This is a genomic window from Nonomuraea sp. WAC 01424 (assembly GCF_003947315.1).
GTDB classification, from domain to species: domain Bacteria; phylum Actinomycetota; class Actinomycetes; order Streptosporangiales; family Streptosporangiaceae; genus Nonomuraea; species Nonomuraea spiralis.
Window position 1 is genome coordinate 397,804 of sequence record NZ_QHHZ01000010.1, and the last position, 15,103, is coordinate 412,906.

The window sequence follows — 15,103 nt, forward strand, 5'->3', positions numbered from 1 at the left end:
GCCGGCGCTTCTATGGCGTTTCTAAGGTTCCCCGACGGTGGGGTGAAGGTGGCCGCGGTTGAGTTGCCCGCAGCGCGCCGGGCCACTGGGGACCGGCCGTCAGAAGGGTGACCGACATGAACGCACGAAGGACGGCGCTGGTCGTCGGGACGGCGGTGGCGCTGACGCTGACCGGGTCCGGCGCGGTGTCGGCCGCGGCGCTGCGCGGCGCGGCGGCCGACCCCTGCGCCGACGTCCCGGCGACCTGCTCGCCCGCCGACGTCGCCAAGGCCCCGGCCCCCAAGGACCCCAAGGACCCCGCTGGCAGGGACTACGGAGGCAAGGGTTTCGACGGCGAGAAGCCCGGCGACGGCAAGCCCGGCTGCGGTCCGGGCAAACCAGGACCGGGCAAGCCGGGCCCGGACGACCTCGGCAAGCCTGGCAAACCCGGCAAGCACGACAAGAAGGACCATGGCATCTCGCAGGAGGCGTTCGCCAAGATGCTGGCGGCCGAGCTGGGCGTCGGCTACGACCGCGCGCTCCGCGCCGCCAAGGCGCTCGACGCCCTCGCCGGGGACGGCCGCCTGGACCCGGACTCGGCCGGTTTCCGCGCCGTGGCCAGGCAACTCGGCGTGACACCCGAGCGGCTGCTCCAGGCGTTGCGCAACGTCAAGCGCGCCCTGTCGGAATCCGAGCCCGCCTAGACTCCGGGATCGATCTTCCTCACCCGGGGGTGCGGAGGGGAGAGTGGCACCATGCACGTCCTTGTTGCCGACGACGACGAGGCGGTCCGCCGCTCGCTGACCCACGCGCTCACCCGCGAGGGCTACGACGTCAGCGTCGCCGCCGACGGCCTGCGCGCGCTGGAGGCGGCGAGCGGCGGCCGTCAGGACGCGGTGGTGCTGGACATCATGATGCCCGGCCTGGACGGCCTGGAGGTGTGCCGCCGCCTGCGGGCCGGGGGCGACCGCACCCCGATCCTGATGCTCACCGCCCGCGACCTGGTCGGCGACCGGGTCGCGGGGCTGGACGCGGGCGCCGACGACTACCTGGTCAAGCCGTTCGCGCTGGAGGAGCTGCGGGCCAGGCTACGCGCGCTGCTGCGCCGCAGCGCGCCCGCGCAGGGCCTGCTCCGCTACGCCGACCTGGAGCTCGACCCGGCCGCCTGCCGGGCCGCGCGCGGCGTCCTGCCGCTCGACCTGACCAGGACCGAGTACACGCTGCTGAAGGTGTTCCTGCGCAACCCGGGCCGGGTGCTCAGCCGCGAGGTGATCTTCAACTCGGTCTGGGGCTACGACTTCGGCCCCTCCTCGAACGCGCTGTGGGTCTACGTCAGCTACCTGCGCGCCAAACTGGAGGCCGGGGGAGAGCCGCGGCTGATCCAGACCGTGCGCGGCCTGGGGTACGTGTTGCGGGAGGAGCCGTGAGGCTGCGCAGCAGGGTCGCGCTGACGGTCGCCGCCGTGGTCGCCGCCGCGCTGCTCGCGGTCTCGCTGGTGGTCTACCCGGCGATCGCGGCGGGGCTGGCCGGGCAGCACGACGGCGAGCTGGTGCTGGCCGCCGGGCAGGCGCCGCGGCTGCTGGAGTCGCTCAAGGGCGCCGATTCGCCGCTGCCGACCACGCCGATCCCGGTGGGCAACACGGTGTTGCAGTTCTGCCCCGGCCCGTTCCGCGCGGGCCCGACCGACGGGTTCGTGCCGCTGGCCGAGCAGGACGAGGCGGTCGCGTTCGGCAAGCTGCCCCCCTACTACCGGGACGTGACGTACGGCGGCGTGCGCTACCGGCTCTACACCGCCCCGCTGAACCTGGGCAAGGGCATCCTGGTGCGCACGGCGTTCCCGCTGGACCGCGACGAGCAGACCCTGAACACGCTGAAACTGCTGCTGGCCGCGCTGACCGTGGGCGGCGCGCTGGTGGCCGCGGCGGGCGCGCGCTTCCTCGCCGGACGGGTGCTGCGGCCCATCGCCCGTCTGACGGCGGTGGTCGAACGGATCACGGTCACCGGCACCCTGACCGCCGACGGCCTTGAGGGCATGGGCGCCGGACGGGACGAGGTGGCCCGCCTGGCGGGCTCGTTCACGGCGATGACGCGGGCGCTGCGCGAGTCGGTGCTGGCCCAGCGGCGCCTGGTCGCCGACGCCTCCCACGAGCTGCGTACGCCGCTGACCAGCCTCACCACGAACCTGGAGCTGCTGGAGGAGGGACGCGGCACGGCCGACCCGCAGGCCCCGGCCCTGGTGCACGAGGCCCGCGTGCAGGCCGGGGAGCTGCGGGTGCTGGTCAACGACCTGGTCGAGCTGGCCAGGCACGGCGACGTCCAGTTGCACCTGGAGGACGTGCGGCTCGACCTGGTGGCCGGTCGCGTCCTGGCCAGGGCGCAGGCCCGCGCCCCGCACGTACGGCTGCGCGGCGAGCTGGCCGAGTGCCTGGTGTGGGCCGACGCCGACGCGGTCGAGCGCGCGGTCTCCAACCTCGTGGACAACGCGATCAAGTGGAGCCCGCCCGGCGGCGAGGTGCTCGTACGGGTGGACGCGGCGGGCGCGCTGTCGGTCAGCGACCAGGGGCCCGGCATCGCGCCGCAGGACCTGCCGTTCGTGTTCGACCGCTTCTACCGCGCCGAGTCGGCCCGTTCGCTGCCGGGCTCCGGTCTCGGCCTGGCCATCGTGCGCCAGATCGCCGAGGCGCACGCCGGGTCGGTCCGGGCCGAGCCGCTGCGGCCCGGCGTGCGGCTGGTGCTCGCGCTCACCCCATCCGCCTGACCCGCTGGGCCACGCGGACGGTCCGGTGAGGGCGCGACCACGGAAGCGGACCCCCGCATCCGAGGCCGCGCCGGTCAAGGGGCCGGTCAGTGGGCGCCCGGCGCGGCCCCGGCGACGGGCACCGCCGCGGGGGCGGGCGCGGCGGGCCGGGGCATCGCCCGCGGCGGCAGCGCCATCAGCACCAGGCCGAGCGCCGCCCACAGGCCGAGCACCGTCAGCGGCGTGGCCAGGGCGGCGCCGTCGAAGTAGACCACGCTGCGCACCAGTTCGAGCGCCGACCGGGTGGGCAGCACGTAGCCGAGCGCCGCGTACCACGGCTCGATGAACGCCGCGCCGAACGGGCCGCCGCTGGCGGGCAGGCCGATGGGGATGAACAACACCGCCGCCGCGATCACGCCGCGCGGCCCGAAGCGGCGCATCAGGCCGTTCACCGCCACCGAGACCAGGAAGATCACCCCGCAGGAGACGCCCAGGAGCGCGAACGGGGCGCCGGTGAGCGCGCCGAGCAGGCCGTCGACAACCCAGGTGAGCGCCAGGCCGCCGGTCACCGCGCCGAGCGCGAGCACGGCCAGCCGCAGCGCCCGGTTCATCATGGGCGCCATCCGCATGGTCAGCACGGTCGTCGCCAGCGCGGCCAGCAGCAGGCCCAGCACGTAGAACATGCCGGACACGCCGGAGGAGTCGCCCTCGGACAGCGGCCGGACGTCCTCGACGGCGAGGTCGCGCCCGGTGGCGCGCCGCATCGTCGCGGCGAAGTGCGGGGCGGCCGTGTCGCCGCCGGCGCTGGCGACCAGCAGACGGCCCTCGCCCGCCAGGTAGGCGGCCTCGACCTCGCGTCTCAGCACCGCCGTCCGCGCGCTCGCCGCGTCGCCGTACGGGCGCGCCTCCACGGCCCCGGCCGCGGCCCGCTCCAGCTCGCCGGCACCCTGGCCCACGACGGCGAGCGGCACCGCGTGCGGAACCGGGTGGTGCAGTGCGCCGACGAACGAACCGATGATCACAGCGCCGACGACCGCGGACACCAGATAGGCGACCGCGACTCGAACAGCGGGACTCTTCATGACGCTCCTCAGCTCTCCAGCCGGCTCATGTCCTGGCGCGGACGCCCTTCACGACGACGCCGCCGCCCATACCCTGCCTGTTAGAGCGCGCGCTAAGTCAAGGCGTCGCTCTCGGATCTGGCCCGCGAATGTTCCAGGAAGTTGAACGTCGTCACCACGAGCACCAGCGCGGCCACGGACAGCAGCGCCGGGGCCTGCAGCGAGATCGGGATGATCGCCAGGATGGCCACCGGCATCGCGAGCTGCGGCCCCGACCACCTGCCGAAGATGTGCCAGCGGGCGTAGCAGAACGTCGCGAAGTACAGGGCGCAGCCGCCGAACAGCAGCGCGGTCACGGGGGCGGAGAAGGTCTGACCCGGATGCGAGACGACCTCGGCCATGCCGACCGCCATCGCCATGATCGAGCCGATGAAGGCCAGGTGGCCGTAGGAGAAGACCCGCCGGATCAGGTCGGTGCGGATCACGGCCTCGTCCAAGGCCTTGGGCAGCGACTCGGCGGCGAAGATGAAGTACACCCACCACAGCGCGCAGGCCAGCACGAACGTCGCGGCGACCGCGGTGATCGAGCCCACGGCCAGCGGGCGGGCCGCCGAGGCCTGGGCGCCGATGGCCAGGATCGGCTCGCCCATCGCGATGATCAGCAGCAGGCCGAAGCGCTCGGGTAAGTGATGGGGGTGGAAGTTGACCCGTACGAGGTGGCTGCGGGTGAGCACCGGCGCGGCCAGGTCGATGGCGGCGGCCGCGGCCCACACCCACACCCGCGTGCCGCTGTCGAGCAGGCCCCCGGCCAGCAGCAGCGGCCCGGTCACGCACACCGACAGCGTGAAGGGGTTGACCAGCTCGAACGGCCTCCCGCGGAAGTACAGGGCGGCCAGCAGCGTGCGCTGGGCGAAGTACGCGGCGCCGAACATCAGCCCGCGCTCCTCGTAGGCCAGGGGGGTGGCCAGCGCCATGAACAGGCCGCACAGGCTGAGCGCCAGGATGCCCAGCCGGTCGGGGGTGTTGTTGACGTCGCGGGTGTTGGCGTGCACCGCCATCCCCACCCAGGCCCAGTACGTCGGCACCAGCACGACGACGGCCTGCCCCACGCTGCCCCATCCGTGGCCCCGGTGCAGCAGGTCGGACAGCTGGGTGACGGCGAACACGAAGACCAGGTCGAAGAAGAGCTCGACCCAGGTGACTTGCTTGTCTGCTTTCGGCTTCATCGAGCGGTGTGACTCCTCGTGGGTCGTACGGTTGCTCAGGCCGGCAGCAGCGCGGCCTCGTCGCCGGCGGCCAGCCGCCAGCGCACGTCGAAGGCGTAGGCGGCCGAGGCCAGGGTGACGTGGTGGTGCCAGCCGTGGAAGGAACGGCCCTCGTAGTCGAACAGCCCGAAGCCCCCGGCCAGCTCGCCGATGGCGTGGGCCGCCCGCCACCGCGTCTTGGCCAGAGCGACCAGCTCCTGCGCCGGCACGGACATGTTCGTCAGCCAGAACGCCCGCGGGCGGGGCCGGCCGAGCGGCCACTCCACGAGCAGGCGGCGCGAGCGCGCCTGCTCGTCGGCGACCGGCAGGGTGACGAACTGGGAGCGCAGCGACCGCCCCCGCGGCCCCTCCCCCCAGGCCACCGTGCGCCGCTCCAGCCCGGCCACGGCCTGCGCCGACCCGGCCAGGGGCACCTGGCCCCGCGGCCCGCCGCCGCGCACCACGCTCACCGAGGCCCTGACCCGGTGGCGGGGGTCCACCTCGACCACGTAGTCGAGGCCGCGGTCCTCCAGACCGCGCAGCAGGTCGGCGACACCCCGGACGTGGGTGAGGTCGGCCACCAGCGGCGCGACGGGGGTGCCCCAGTCGAGCGTCAGGTCGTCCACCAGGTCGATCACGTGCTCGCCGAAGGACCGGTGGCGCTCCTGGTCGGGCACGTGCGCCTTGGTGCGCCGGTCGTGGTCGGCCTCCCACGACTTCGGCAGGCACAGCCGCCAGTTGACCGGCACGGCCGCCTCGCCGGTCGTCATCAGCACCGCCGCCCCCACCTGGCAGTTCACCGTACGGCCGAGCCCGCGTACGTACTGCCGCTCGACGCCCGCCGACCAGCGGCCGTGCTTGGCGAAGGCCACCTCCTCCACCAGCCACGCGGCCGGCGGCGCGCAGGCCGACAACACGTCGGCGACGGTACGGCGGACCGGCCGCGGGTCCCAGCGGCTCTGGTTGACGAACTGCTGCAGCGACTGGCCGTTGTGCGGTCCGCCCACCTCGTCGGCGATACGCTGGATGGACTTGCGGCCGCCCGCGTGCAGCAGCCCGAGGACGTATGATTCAGCCGCGCTACGTTGGTCGGAGCGCGGCAGCGAGCCGAATATTGTTCCGAAGAATTCCGCGAACTCTTCGCGTTCGTTCACCGCGAGTTCTCTCATGACCGCCCCTCACCTGCATTAGAGAAGATCCGTAATGGCGAACGCGGTCAGGATCGCAGTTAAGTTTTGGTTCGCACAAGAGAGTAACACCAAGGTGGTAGCGGAGCTGCCGGGAGTATTAAAGGGGAGTACTCCGGGAGGCATCCTCGGCGTGCTCATCGATATCCCGGTATTGCATCACACCGGGCGCGAGTCAGGTGTGCGGTTAATGGCTCGAGGCCATGCCGGTCCTCGAGTGCACTCTTGCGTCCGCCGGAATCATGTGATCATATGATGCGGGGATCTGCGCCGGTGACAGAGTAAGGCGACACACACTACGGGGGATGACCAGTGCAGTGCAACATCCAGCCCACGGTTGTGATAGCCGAGCGGATCGAAGCTCATAAGGCGGCGATCTTGGCACAGCTGTGCGGCGAAATTGAAGAATCAACTTCCGGGGCCGTTCCGGAAGGATGCGCGGAGTTGGCGGAAGAGATACTCGACCTGATCGTCGCCCGCCTCAGGGCCGGTACGGCGCAGGCCCCGGCGGCCTTGTTCGCGCCTCCGGCGGCCGCCGGCGACGAACGGGAATGGCGGCGTATCGCACGTGATCTGCATGACCGGGTGGGGCATGAGATCAGTGTGGCGAGCCGGCAGCTGGAGCTCGCCGAAATTGGTCACGCACGCGGCGGAGCCGGTTTCCCTGTGCACATCAAGGAGGCGAAGGCGGCCCTCCTCAGAGCACACCAGGAAATCCGTGACGTCATATCCGACCTGCGTGTTCACGCCCATTGGCCGGGAATGGAACGAGCTCTCCAGCGGCTCATGACAACCATTGTGGACCCGCGGCTCGCATATCGGATAACCCTTATCGGCGATGTCGACGACTTACCCGGCCGCATTCGGGACGAGCTATTCCTGATATTACGCGAAGCCATTACCAACAGTATCTCCCACGCCGGTGCCGATCTGCTCGAAGTATGCGTCAAGGTGGCCCACGACCGGATCACGGCGATAGTGCGGGACAATGGCCGGGGTTTCTCGGGCTGGCGTGCGAAACATGGGAACGGCCTGACCTCAATGCGCGAGCGAGCGGTCGCTCTGGGCGGCCTGGTGACCATCGAGAGCACCCCCGGGAAGGGCACCGAGGTCGTCTTCCGTGCCTCCGTCCGGGCGGTCCGGGAAGAGCGGCCGAAGGAAACAGCGGATGCGAAGAGAAGGCAGCATTGACGTCCTGATCGCCGACGACCACACGATCCTTCGGGAGACGCTCAAGCAGACGCTGGAGCTGGAGCCCGATATCTGTGTCGTCGCCACCGCGGGGGACGCGCGCGCGACGGTGACGTCGGCGGAGGCGCTGCGGCCGGACGTCGTGGTGCTCGACGTCGAGATGCCCGGCGACGGCGTCGTACGCACCACCAAGCACATCCACCGGGTCTCGCCCCGCTCCCGCGTCATCGTGCTGAGCATGTACGACGACCCGGTGCTCGTGCAGGAGCTCATCGCCCACGGTGTGCGCGGCTACCTGCTCAAGAGCGTCGGGCGGGAGGAGCTCGTCCAGGCCATCCGCGGCGTGTGCGCCGACGCCGAGCGGGTGGTCCTGTCGGTCTCGCGCGAGAGCCTGATGATGTCCCGGCGGCCGCGCGCCGGCAAACTGTCCGAGCGGGAGCTGAGCGTGTTGTCCCTGGCCGCCCAGGGCCTCAGCAACGCCCAGATCGGCACCCGGCTGATGATCGCCGAGGGCACCGTCAAGCGTCACCTGCGCAACATCTTCACCAAGCTCGACGCCACCTCCCGCCTCGACGCGGTGAACAAGGCCATGGCCGCCTCACTGCTGACGCTCTGACACCTCCTCCACGGGGGCCAGCCAGAGCGTCGCCAGCGGCGGCAGCAGCACCTCGGCGACGCCGTACCCGCCGGTGACCGTGCCCAGGTTGCCCAGGTTCCCTCCGCCGTAGCAGGCGGCGTCGGTGTTGAGCACCTCCTGCCAGCGCCCGCCGGAGGGGAGCGCGAGCCGGTGCCCGTGGCGCGGCACCGGCGACAGGTTGCTCACGCACACCAGCGGCGCCCCCCACCGGTCCCATCGGACGAAGGAGTAGACGTTGGAGTCGGCGTCGTCGGCGTCGATCCAGGTGAAGCCGTCCGGGGAGCAGTCCAGCCGCCACAGGGCGGGAGTGGCGGCGTAGTGCCGGTTCAGGTCCCTGACCAGGTCGCGCACTCCCTTGTGCCGGGGGTCGCGCAGCAGCGCCCAGTCCAGCTCGCGATCGTGGGACCACTCGCTCTCCTGCGCGAACTCCTGGCCCATGAACAGCAGCTTCTTGCCCGGATGCGCCCACATGAAGGCCAGGTACGCGCGCAGGTTCGCCAGCCGCTGCCAGTCGTCGCCCGGCATCTTGCCGGCCAGCGAGCCCTTGCCGTGCACCAGCTCGTCATGGCTGAGCGGCAGCAGGAAGTCCTCCGCGTACGCGTACGTCAGCCCGAACGTCAGCGCGTGGTGGTGGTGCCGCCGGTGCACCGGGTCCTGCCGCATGTAGCCGAGCGTGTCGTGCATCCAGCCCATGTTCCACTTGAAGTCGAACCCCAGCCCCCCGGCGGCCGGCGGCCGGGTCACCCCCTCCCACGCGGTGGACTCCTCGGCGATCATGAGCACGCCGGGGCAGCGCCGGTGCACGGTGTCGTTCAGCTCCCGCAGGAACGAGATCGCCTCCAGGTGCTCCCTGCCGCCGTGGGCATTGGGCCGCCAGGAGCCGTCCGGGCGCGAGTAGTCCAGGTAGAGCATGGAGGCGACGGCGTCCACCCGCAGGGCGTCGACGTGGAACTCCTCGCACCAGTACAGCGCGTTGGCGATGAGGAAGTTGCGCACCTCGGCGCGGCCCAGGTCGAAGGTGAGGGTGCCCCAGTCGGGATGCTCGCCGCGCAGCGGGTCGGGGTGCTCGTACAGCGGGCCGCCGTCGAAGCGGGCCAGCGCCCAGTCGTCCCGGGGGAAGTGCGCCGGCACCCAGTCCAGAATCACCCCGATCCCGGCCAGGTGCAGCGCCTCGACCAGGGCGCGGAAGTCGTCCGGGGTGCCGTAGCGGGAGCTCGGCGCGTAGTAGGAGGAGATCTGGTAGCCCCACGAGCCGCCGAAGGGGTGCTCGGCCACCGGCATCAGCTCCACGTGGCTGAAGCCCATGCCGCGCACGTACCCGGGAAGCTGCTCGGCCAGGTCGCGGTAGGTCAGGCCGCGCCGCCAGGAGCCGAGGTGCAGCTCGTACACGCTCATCGGCGCCTCGCGGGCCGGGCCCTCGCCGCGCGCCGCCAGCCACGCGCGGTCGCGCCAGCGGTGCCGGGAGGTGAACACCACCGACGCCGTACGCGGCGGGTGCTCGGCCGCCAGCGCCAGCGGGTCGGCCTTGCGCAGGGTACGGCCGTCCGACCCGATGATCTCGTACATGTACCGGCAGCCGTCGCCGGCGCCCGGCACGAACAGCTCCCACAGCCCGCCGCCGGGCACCCGGCGCAGAGCGTGTCCCGCGCCGTCCCAGCCGTTGAGGTCGCCCACCAGGCGCACCTCCCGCGCCCCCGGCGCCCACACCGCGAACGAGACGCCCGCCACGCCCCCCACGGTACGGGTGCGCCCGCCCAGCGCCCGCCACAGCTGCTCGTGCCTGCCCTCGCCGATGAGGTGCAGGTCCAGCTCGCCCAGCGCGGACGGGACGTCCCCGGCCAGGACGCCCATCACCCCTCCACCGTCAGGATGTGGGCGGGCTGCCACGACGGGTCCAGCCGCACGTAGTTGCGCGCCCCCCACTGGTAGACCTCGCCGGTCAGCTCGTCGCGCACCCGGAAGGAGGGGCCGAGGTCGGGCAGGTCGAGCGTCACCGTGGCCTGCCGCGGGCGGTGCGGGTCGAGGTTGACCACCACGATCACGGTGTCCTCGCCGGTCTGCTTGGAGAAGCAGAGCACGGCCTCGTCGTCGGCGTGGTGGAAACGCAGGTTGCGCAGCAGCCGTAGCGCGGGATGGCGGCGCCTGATCCGGTTCAGCGTGGTCAGGAAGGGCGCCAGCGTGCCGCCCGCCGACCAGTCACGCGGCCGGTACTGGTACTTCTCCGAGTCCTTGTACTCCTCGCTGCCGGGCGCGGCCGGCTCGCTTTCGCACAGCTCGAACCCGGCGTACACGCCCCACGTGGGCGAGGCCGTCGCGGCCAGCGCGGCCCGCACCCGGCCGGCGGCCGGCCCGCCCTCCTGAAGGTAGGCGTGCAGGATGTCGGGTGTGTTGACGAACAGGTTCGGCCGCATGTACGCCGCCGCCTCCCCGGCCAGCTCGCCCAGATAGCTCTCCAGCTCCGGCTTGGCGTTGCGCCAGGTGAAGTAGGTGTAGGACTGCTGGAAGCCGACGGCGGCCAGCGTGTGCATGATGGCCGGGCGGGTGAACGCCTCGGCCAGGAACAACACGTCCGGGTCGGTGCGGTTGATCTCGGCGATCAGGCGTTCCCAGAAGAAGACCGGCTTGGTGTGCGGGTTGTCCACGCGGAAGATCCGCACCCCGTGGCTCATCCAGTGCCGCAACACCCGCAGCGACTCGGCCAGCACGCCGCCGGGGTCGGCGTCGAAGCAGATGGGGTAGATGTCCTGGTACTTCTTGGGCGGGTTCTCGGCGTAGGCGATGCTGCCGTCGGGGCGGTGCTCGAACCACCGCGGGTGCTCCCGTACCCACGGGTGGTCGGGCGAGCACTGCAGGGCGAAGTCCAGCGCCACCTGCAGGCCCAGCTCGCCGGCCCTGGCCACGAAGGCGTCGAAGTCCTCGATCGTCCCGAGGTCGGGGTGGACGGCGTCGTGCCCGCCGGCGGCCGAGCCGATCGCCCATGGTGAGCCGGGGTCGTGCGGCCCGGCGATCGGCGAGTTGCCCGGCCCTTTGCGGTTGGTCCGGCCGATGGGGTGGATCGGCGGCAGGTAGACCACGTCGAAGCCCATCGCGGCGACGGCGGGCAGCCGTTCGGCCGCGGTGCGGAAGGTGCCCGAGCGCGGCGGGTGACAGCCGGTGGGGTCGATCACCGCGCCCTCGGAACGGGGGAAGAACTCGTACCAGGCGCCGTGCAGCGCCCGCTCGCGCTCCACCAGCAGCGGCAGCTCCTCCCCGGCCGTCACGTGGTCGCGCAGCGGCCGGCGGGCCAGCGTCCGCAACACCGGCTCGGCCAGCGCGATCGCCAGCCGCGCCTCGGGCTCCAGTTCGCCGTCGCGCAGCGTCGCGGCGGCCACGCGCAGCAGCCGGGCGTCGGCGGGCGGCACCTCGGGCTGGGCGGCGGCCCTGGTCAGCAGGCGGGCGCCGGCCTCCATCGTCACGGCCACGTCCATCGCGGCCGGGATCTTCACCTCCGCCACGTGCAGCCAGGTCGCGACCGGGTCGCTCCACGCCTCCACCCGGAAGGTCCACTCGCCCTCCCGGTGCGCCGACACCTCGGCCGCGTACCGGTCGGAGCCGGCCGACAGGGCCGCCATCGGGATCCACGCGGCCTGCTTGCCGTCGGGGTCGGTGAGCACGACGTTCGCGCCCACCACGCCGTGCCCCTCCCGGAACAGCGTCGCCGACACCTCGAACGGCTCACCCGGCACCGCGTGCGCGGGCCGGCGGCCGCCCGCGACGACGGGCCGTACGCCCACGATGGGCACGCGGCCCGCGGCGATCTCGGAGATCTCGGTCAACACCAGCGTCTCAGTCATGTCTCACGCGTCCTGAAGGTCGGCGATGGTCTTGAGCGAGGTGCCGGCGGCGGCCTCGCAGTGCGCCGGCACGGTCAGCCCCGGGTACACCGTCACCCCGGACAGCCGCACCCCGGCCTGCACCGTCACTTCGTTGCCCAGCGCGCTGTAGCCGCTCAGCACGGTCACGCAGTCCACGAACGACTCCACCGTGGCCATCGTCCCGACGTGGGTGTCGGTGAGCCGCGCCCACGGCCCGATGATCGCCCCGTCCAGGCAGGCCACCCGCTGCAGGCGGCACCCGGTGTGCAGGTCCACGCCGTCGCCGATCGCGGAGTCGGAGACGACCACGCCCGGGCCGATCTCGACGTCCCGGCCGATGTGCACGTTCGGCCCGATCCTGACCAGTCCCGCGCTGATCTTCTCGGCCAGCGTCATCCCCGAGGTCGCGTCCCGCTGCCGCAACGAGGACTCGTGGATGCGCACGTTGCCCGGGTACGCCGGCCGCATGCCCTTGAGCACGTGCGGGTAGCCGCCGCTCAGCGCGTCGGTCAGGGTGTCGAGGTAGTCGCGCGGGTTGCCCAGGTCGCCCAGCTTGGCGATGGGCGCGATGCCGACCCGGTGCCCCGCCTCCACCAGCCACGGGAGCAGGTCGTGCCCCCAGTCGAGCCGGTGGCGGGCCAGCGCGGCCAGCGCCGGCTCCCCGGCCAGCTTCCGCAGCCGCCCGCAGTCGATCAGGTAGAGCCCGGCGTTGACCGGCACCCGCGCCGGGGCCGCGGCCAGGGCGTGCACCTCGGCCAGTGGCGGTTTCTCCACGAAACGCCGGATCCGGCCGGAGGCGTCGGTGACCATGGTGCCGTACTTGCCCGCGACGTCCTCGGCCGGTCGCTCGACCACGGCCACGGTGACGACCGCGTCGCTGTCGCGGTGGCGGCGTACGAGCTCGGCCAGGTCGAACTCGAACAGCGAGTCGGTCGGGAAGACCAGCGCCAGCCCGTCCAGCTCCCAGTAGTCCAGGCTGCTCAGCGTCGCCTCGCCGGAGCCGGTGTTGGTCCAGTCCATCCGGGGCCGCGAGTAGCGCAGCCGCACGTCCAGCCCCTCGCCGTGCCCCAGGACGTCCTTGGCCTGGTAGCGGTTCTCCCGGCCGTTGGCGATCAGATAGAAGTCGCTGACCCCCTGGTCGCGCAGGGCCATGATCTGCCATTCGATGACCGGCCGTCCGGCGAAGCAGACCGTGGCCTTGCTCCGCAGGTGGCCGGGGGCCTCCAGGGTGAGCGGCCGGGCCCGCAGGCCCTGTCCGCCCGCCAGTGCGATTCCAGCGATCTCGTTCATTGTCCGTACTTCCCCGTGGGTGTCCTACGTAGGGCGATCATGGTGATGTCGTCGAACTGCTCGGCGGACCCGATGTGCGCGCTGATCTCCCGTTCGAGCCTGTCCAGCAGGTCGTCCGCCCCGCTGGCGGGCTGCGAGACGAGGGTCAGCATGAGCTCCTCGCTGAAGAAGCGGCCGGACTCGTCCCTGGCCTCGGGCACGCCGTCGGTGTAGGCGAACAGCAGGTCCCCCTGGTCCAGGTGGGCCCTGCCGACCTCGAAGACGGAGTCGGGCACCAGCCCCAGCGCCGGTCCGGTGGGAGGCAGCAGGGTGTGGCCGCCGCCCGCGTGGCGGATGATGGGCGGGTTGTGCCCGCAGTTGATGTAGATGAGCGCGCCGGTGACCGGGTCGAGCACGCCGAAGAACAGCGTGGCGAAGTAGCCCTGGCGCAGGTGGTTGGCGGTCAGGTAGTCGTTGGTCGCGATCACCGCCCGCAGCAGCGGCGCGGTGTCGTCCGGGTCGGCGACGGCGTCGCCGGTCTCCACGTGGGCGGCGGTGTGCCGCAGCAGGGTCCTGATCAGGGCCATGAACAGGGCGGCGCCGACGCCCTTGTCGCACACGTCGGCCACGACCAGCCCGATCCGCGACCCGCCGAGCAGCTCCAGGGCGTCGTAGAAGTCCCCCGCGACCTCCCTGGCCGGCTGGAATCGGACGGTGAGCTGCCACCCGGCGCGGGCGGCCAGCGCGTCGGGCAGGAAGCCCGCCTGGATCTCCCGCCCGATCTGCAGCTCCCGCTCGTACTTCAGCAGCGCCTCCTCCTCGGCGCCGGGAAAACGGCCGAACACCTGTCCCGCCCGCAGCCTGCGGTGCAGCAGCTCCGGGACGAAGGGCGGGACGATGTAGTCCAGCCCGGCCAGCACATGCGGTTCGAGCTGGCGCAGGTCGCCGTCGGTGAACGCGACCACCACCGGAGGCCGCGCGCCGGCCTGGACGACCCGCGTCACCTCGCGCACGACCTCCACGTCGAGGCTCGCGTTCACCAGCAGCAGACCGGTGGGCGGAGGCGCCTCGGCCAGCAGTTGTTCGGGGGTGCGCCTGGCCACGGGAGCGCCGTCGGCGGCCAGCAGCAGGCACAGCTCTTCCGCTGCTGGTGATGGGCCACTGACGACGAGGGTCACCTCCGCATCCATCCGTACCTCCTAGACGCGGTTCATGATGATGGTCGTCTGGTTACGACCCGAGACGTACTCGTAGCGGATCTGGTCGGCGACCGTACGGGCCAGGTAGACACCCAGCCCGCCCGGCTCGCGCTCGCCCAGCGGCCGTTCCAGGTCGGGAACGGCCTCGTAGGCGGTCGGGTCGAACGGCGGGGCCGAGTCGACCAGGCGCAACCACACCCGGCCCGGCTCCACCCCGCCGGTCAGCTCCACCTCGCCCGGCCGGTCACGATGGCCGTGGGTGATGATGTTGACGATGAGCTCCTCGGCGGCCAGCCGCAGCCAGTGGGCGCGGGTACGGGTCAGGCCGCCCATCGCGCTCAGCGTCTGCACGTAGTCCACCAGTTCGTCCAGCGCCTCGGGTTCGGCGGGCAGACTGAGCCGGTCCATCGCCTGCCTATTCGGGGATCGCATCGCTGAAGTCCACGCTGTGGTGGAAGCCGACCAGCCGGATGGTCTGCTCGATGGCGTCGTTGGCGCCCACCAGGACGATGCGCACGTCGTCGGCCAGCTTCTGCCGAGCGAACACCAGGCCGCGCAGCCCCGCCGAGGACATGTAGCTGAGCTCGGACATCTCCAGCACCCGCAGCTCGGCGGCGGCCTCGGCCGCGCGCTCCACCTCCCTCCTGAAGGTCTCGGCGGTCAGGGCGTCCAGCTCGCCCTCCAGCTTGATCAGGGCGGTGCTGCCGTCGTGGGTCAGGATCGCGTTGAACGACATGGGTTCTCC

The 15,103-nt window shown here is 72.1% G+C and carries 14 protein-coding genes; 5 read left to right on the top strand and 9 right to left on the bottom strand.

Translation table 11 applies throughout. From position 1 onward, the window contains the following. The first annotated feature begins 116 nt into the window (after positions 1–116). Genes DMB42_RS55215 through DMB42_RS28260 form a run of 3 tightly spaced genes read left to right on the top strand, consistent with a single transcriptional unit; the run spans position 117 to position 2,737 of the window. Positions 117–683: a hypothetical protein gene (locus tag DMB42_RS55215; protein ID WP_125638050.1), complete on the top strand. Its 567-nt coding sequence runs from the start codon at positions 117–119 to the stop codon at positions 681–683. Positions 684–734: 51 nt separating this feature from the next. Next, positions 735–1,406, top strand: a complete 672-nt coding sequence (locus DMB42_RS28255) for a response regulator transcription factor (protein ID WP_125638051.1) — start codon at positions 735–737, stop codon at positions 1,404–1,406. Next, positions 1,403–2,737: a cell wall metabolism sensor histidine kinase WalK gene (locus DMB42_RS28260; RefSeq protein WP_125638052.1), complete on the top strand. Its 1,335-nt coding sequence runs from the start codon at positions 1,403–1,405 to the stop codon at positions 2,735–2,737. The genes DMB42_RS28255 and DMB42_RS28260 overlap by 4 nt, the downstream gene beginning before the upstream one ends. Positions 2,738–2,823: 86 nt before the next feature. Here DMB42_RS28260 and DMB42_RS28265 read toward each other — a convergent pair whose 3' ends face one another. The 3 genes from DMB42_RS28265 to DMB42_RS28275 form a co-directional block, all read right to left on the bottom strand. Continuing rightward, positions 2,824–3,798, bottom strand: a complete 975-nt coding sequence (locus tag DMB42_RS28265; RefSeq protein WP_125638053.1) for a hypothetical protein — start codon at positions 3,796–3,798, stop codon at positions 2,824–2,826. Between the two features lie 92 nt (positions 3,799–3,890). Further along, positions 3,891–5,003 carry a low temperature requirement protein A gene (locus DMB42_RS28270; RefSeq protein WP_125638054.1) on the bottom strand — a complete coding sequence of 371 codons (1,113 nt, stop codon included), beginning with the start codon at positions 5,001–5,003 and terminating at the stop codon, positions 3,891–3,893. Between the two features lie 35 nt (positions 5,004–5,038). Further along, entirely contained in the window at positions 5,039–6,190 is a 1,152-nt protein-coding gene (locus DMB42_RS28275) for an IS701 family transposase (RefSeq protein ID WP_125638055.1), read from the bottom strand. Between the two features lie 330 nt (positions 6,191–6,520). Between DMB42_RS28275 and DMB42_RS28280 the strand changes: the two genes are divergently transcribed. Both DMB42_RS28280 and DMB42_RS28285 read left to right on the top strand, forming a co-directional pair. Then, positions 6,521–7,399 carry a sensor histidine kinase gene (locus tag DMB42_RS28280; RefSeq protein ID WP_125638056.1) on the top strand — a complete coding sequence of 293 codons (879 nt, stop codon included), beginning with the start codon at positions 6,521–6,523 and terminating at the stop codon, positions 7,397–7,399. Continuing rightward, the gene (locus DMB42_RS28285; RefSeq protein WP_125638057.1) at positions 7,377–8,015 is read left to right on the top strand and encodes a response regulator transcription factor; all 639 of its coding nucleotides are present in this window, start codon (positions 7,377–7,379) and stop codon (positions 8,013–8,015) included. The genes DMB42_RS28280 and DMB42_RS28285 overlap by 23 nt, the downstream gene beginning before the upstream one ends. Here the strand turns inward: DMB42_RS28285 and glgB are convergent. Genes glgB through DMB42_RS28315 form a run of 6 tightly spaced genes read right to left on the bottom strand, consistent with a single transcriptional unit; the run spans position 7,998 to position 15,094 of the window. Continuing rightward, positions 7,998–9,887 carry a 1,4-alpha-glucan branching protein GlgB gene (gene glgB / locus DMB42_RS28290; RefSeq protein ID WP_125638058.1) on the bottom strand — a complete coding sequence of 630 codons (1,890 nt, stop codon included), beginning with the start codon at positions 9,885–9,887 and terminating at the stop codon, positions 7,998–8,000. The genes DMB42_RS28285 and glgB overlap by 18 nt on opposite strands. Continuing rightward, positions 9,887–11,869, bottom strand: a complete 1,983-nt coding sequence (locus tag DMB42_RS28295; RefSeq protein WP_125638059.1) for an alpha-1,4-glucan--maltose-1-phosphate maltosyltransferase — start codon at positions 11,867–11,869, stop codon at positions 9,887–9,889. Before DMB42_RS28295 ends, glgB begins: the two co-directional genes overlap by 1 nt. 3 nt (positions 11,870–11,872) lie before the next feature. Continuing rightward, positions 11,873–13,180, bottom strand: a complete 1,308-nt coding sequence (locus tag DMB42_RS28300; RefSeq protein WP_125638060.1) for an NDP-sugar synthase — start codon at positions 13,178–13,180, stop codon at positions 11,873–11,875. Then, positions 13,177–14,349, bottom strand: coding sequence for a PP2C family protein-serine/threonine phosphatase (locus tag DMB42_RS28305; RefSeq protein WP_125638061.1), 1,173 nt, complete (start codon positions 14,347–14,349; stop codon positions 13,177–13,179). Before DMB42_RS28305 ends, DMB42_RS28300 begins: the two co-directional genes overlap by 4 nt. Before the next feature lie 9 nt (positions 14,350–14,358). After that, positions 14,359–14,790 carry an ATP-binding protein gene (locus DMB42_RS28310; protein WP_125638062.1) on the bottom strand — a complete coding sequence of 144 codons (432 nt, stop codon included), beginning with the start codon at positions 14,788–14,790 and terminating at the stop codon, positions 14,359–14,361. Beyond that, a complete protein-coding gene (locus DMB42_RS28315; RefSeq protein WP_125638063.1) occupies positions 14,774–15,094 on the bottom strand; it encodes an STAS domain-containing protein in 321 nt (106 codons plus the stop codon). The genes DMB42_RS28310 and DMB42_RS28315 overlap by 17 nt, the downstream gene beginning before the upstream one ends. Positions 15,095–15,103: the final 9 nt, after the last annotated feature.

What these genes read in the sequence shown, in the direction of transcription:
- DMB42_RS55215 (WP_125638050.1), top strand. Translation starts at nt 117, where the DNA reads ATGAACGCACGAAGGACGGCGCTGGTCGTCGGGACGGCGGTGGCGCTG.
- DMB42_RS28255 (WP_125638051.1), top strand. Translation starts at nt 735, where the DNA reads ATGCACGTCCTTGTTGCCGACGACGACGAGGCGGTCCGCCGCTCGCTG.
- DMB42_RS28265 (WP_125638053.1), bottom strand. Translation starts at nt 3,798, where the DNA reads ATGAAGAGTCCCGCTGTTCGAGTCGCGGTCGCCTATCTGGTGTCCGCG.
- DMB42_RS28270 (WP_125638054.1), bottom strand. Translation starts at nt 5,003, where the DNA reads ATGAAGCCGAAAGCAGACAAGCAAGTCACCTGGGTCGAGCTCTTCTTC.
- DMB42_RS28275 (WP_125638055.1), bottom strand. Translation starts at nt 6,190, where the DNA reads ATGAGAGAACTCGCGGTGAACGAACGCGAAGAGTTCGCGGAATTCTTC.
- DMB42_RS28285 (WP_125638057.1), top strand. Translation starts at nt 7,377, where the DNA reads ATGCGAAGAGAAGGCAGCATTGACGTCCTGATCGCCGACGACCACACG.
- glgB (WP_125638058.1), bottom strand. Translation starts at nt 9,887, where the DNA reads ATGGGCGTCCTGGCCGGGGACGTCCCGTCCGCGCTGGGCGAGCTGGAC.
- DMB42_RS28295 (WP_125638059.1), bottom strand. Translation starts at nt 11,869, where the DNA reads ATGACTGAGACGCTGGTGTTGACCGAGATCTCCGAGATCGCCGCGGGC.
- DMB42_RS28300 (WP_125638060.1), bottom strand. Translation starts at nt 13,180, where the DNA reads ATGAACGAGATCGCTGGAATCGCACTGGCGGGCGGACAGGGCCTGCGG.
- DMB42_RS28305 (WP_125638061.1), bottom strand. Translation starts at nt 14,349, where the DNA reads ATGGATGCGGAGGTGACCCTCGTCGTCAGTGGCCCATCACCAGCAGCG.
- DMB42_RS28310 (WP_125638062.1), bottom strand. Translation starts at nt 14,790, where the DNA reads ATGCGATCCCCGAATAGGCAGGCGATGGACCGGCTCAGTCTGCCCGCC.
- DMB42_RS28315 (WP_125638063.1), bottom strand. Translation starts at nt 15,094, where the DNA reads ATGTCGTTCAACGCGATCCTGACCCACGACGGCAGCACCGCCCTGATC.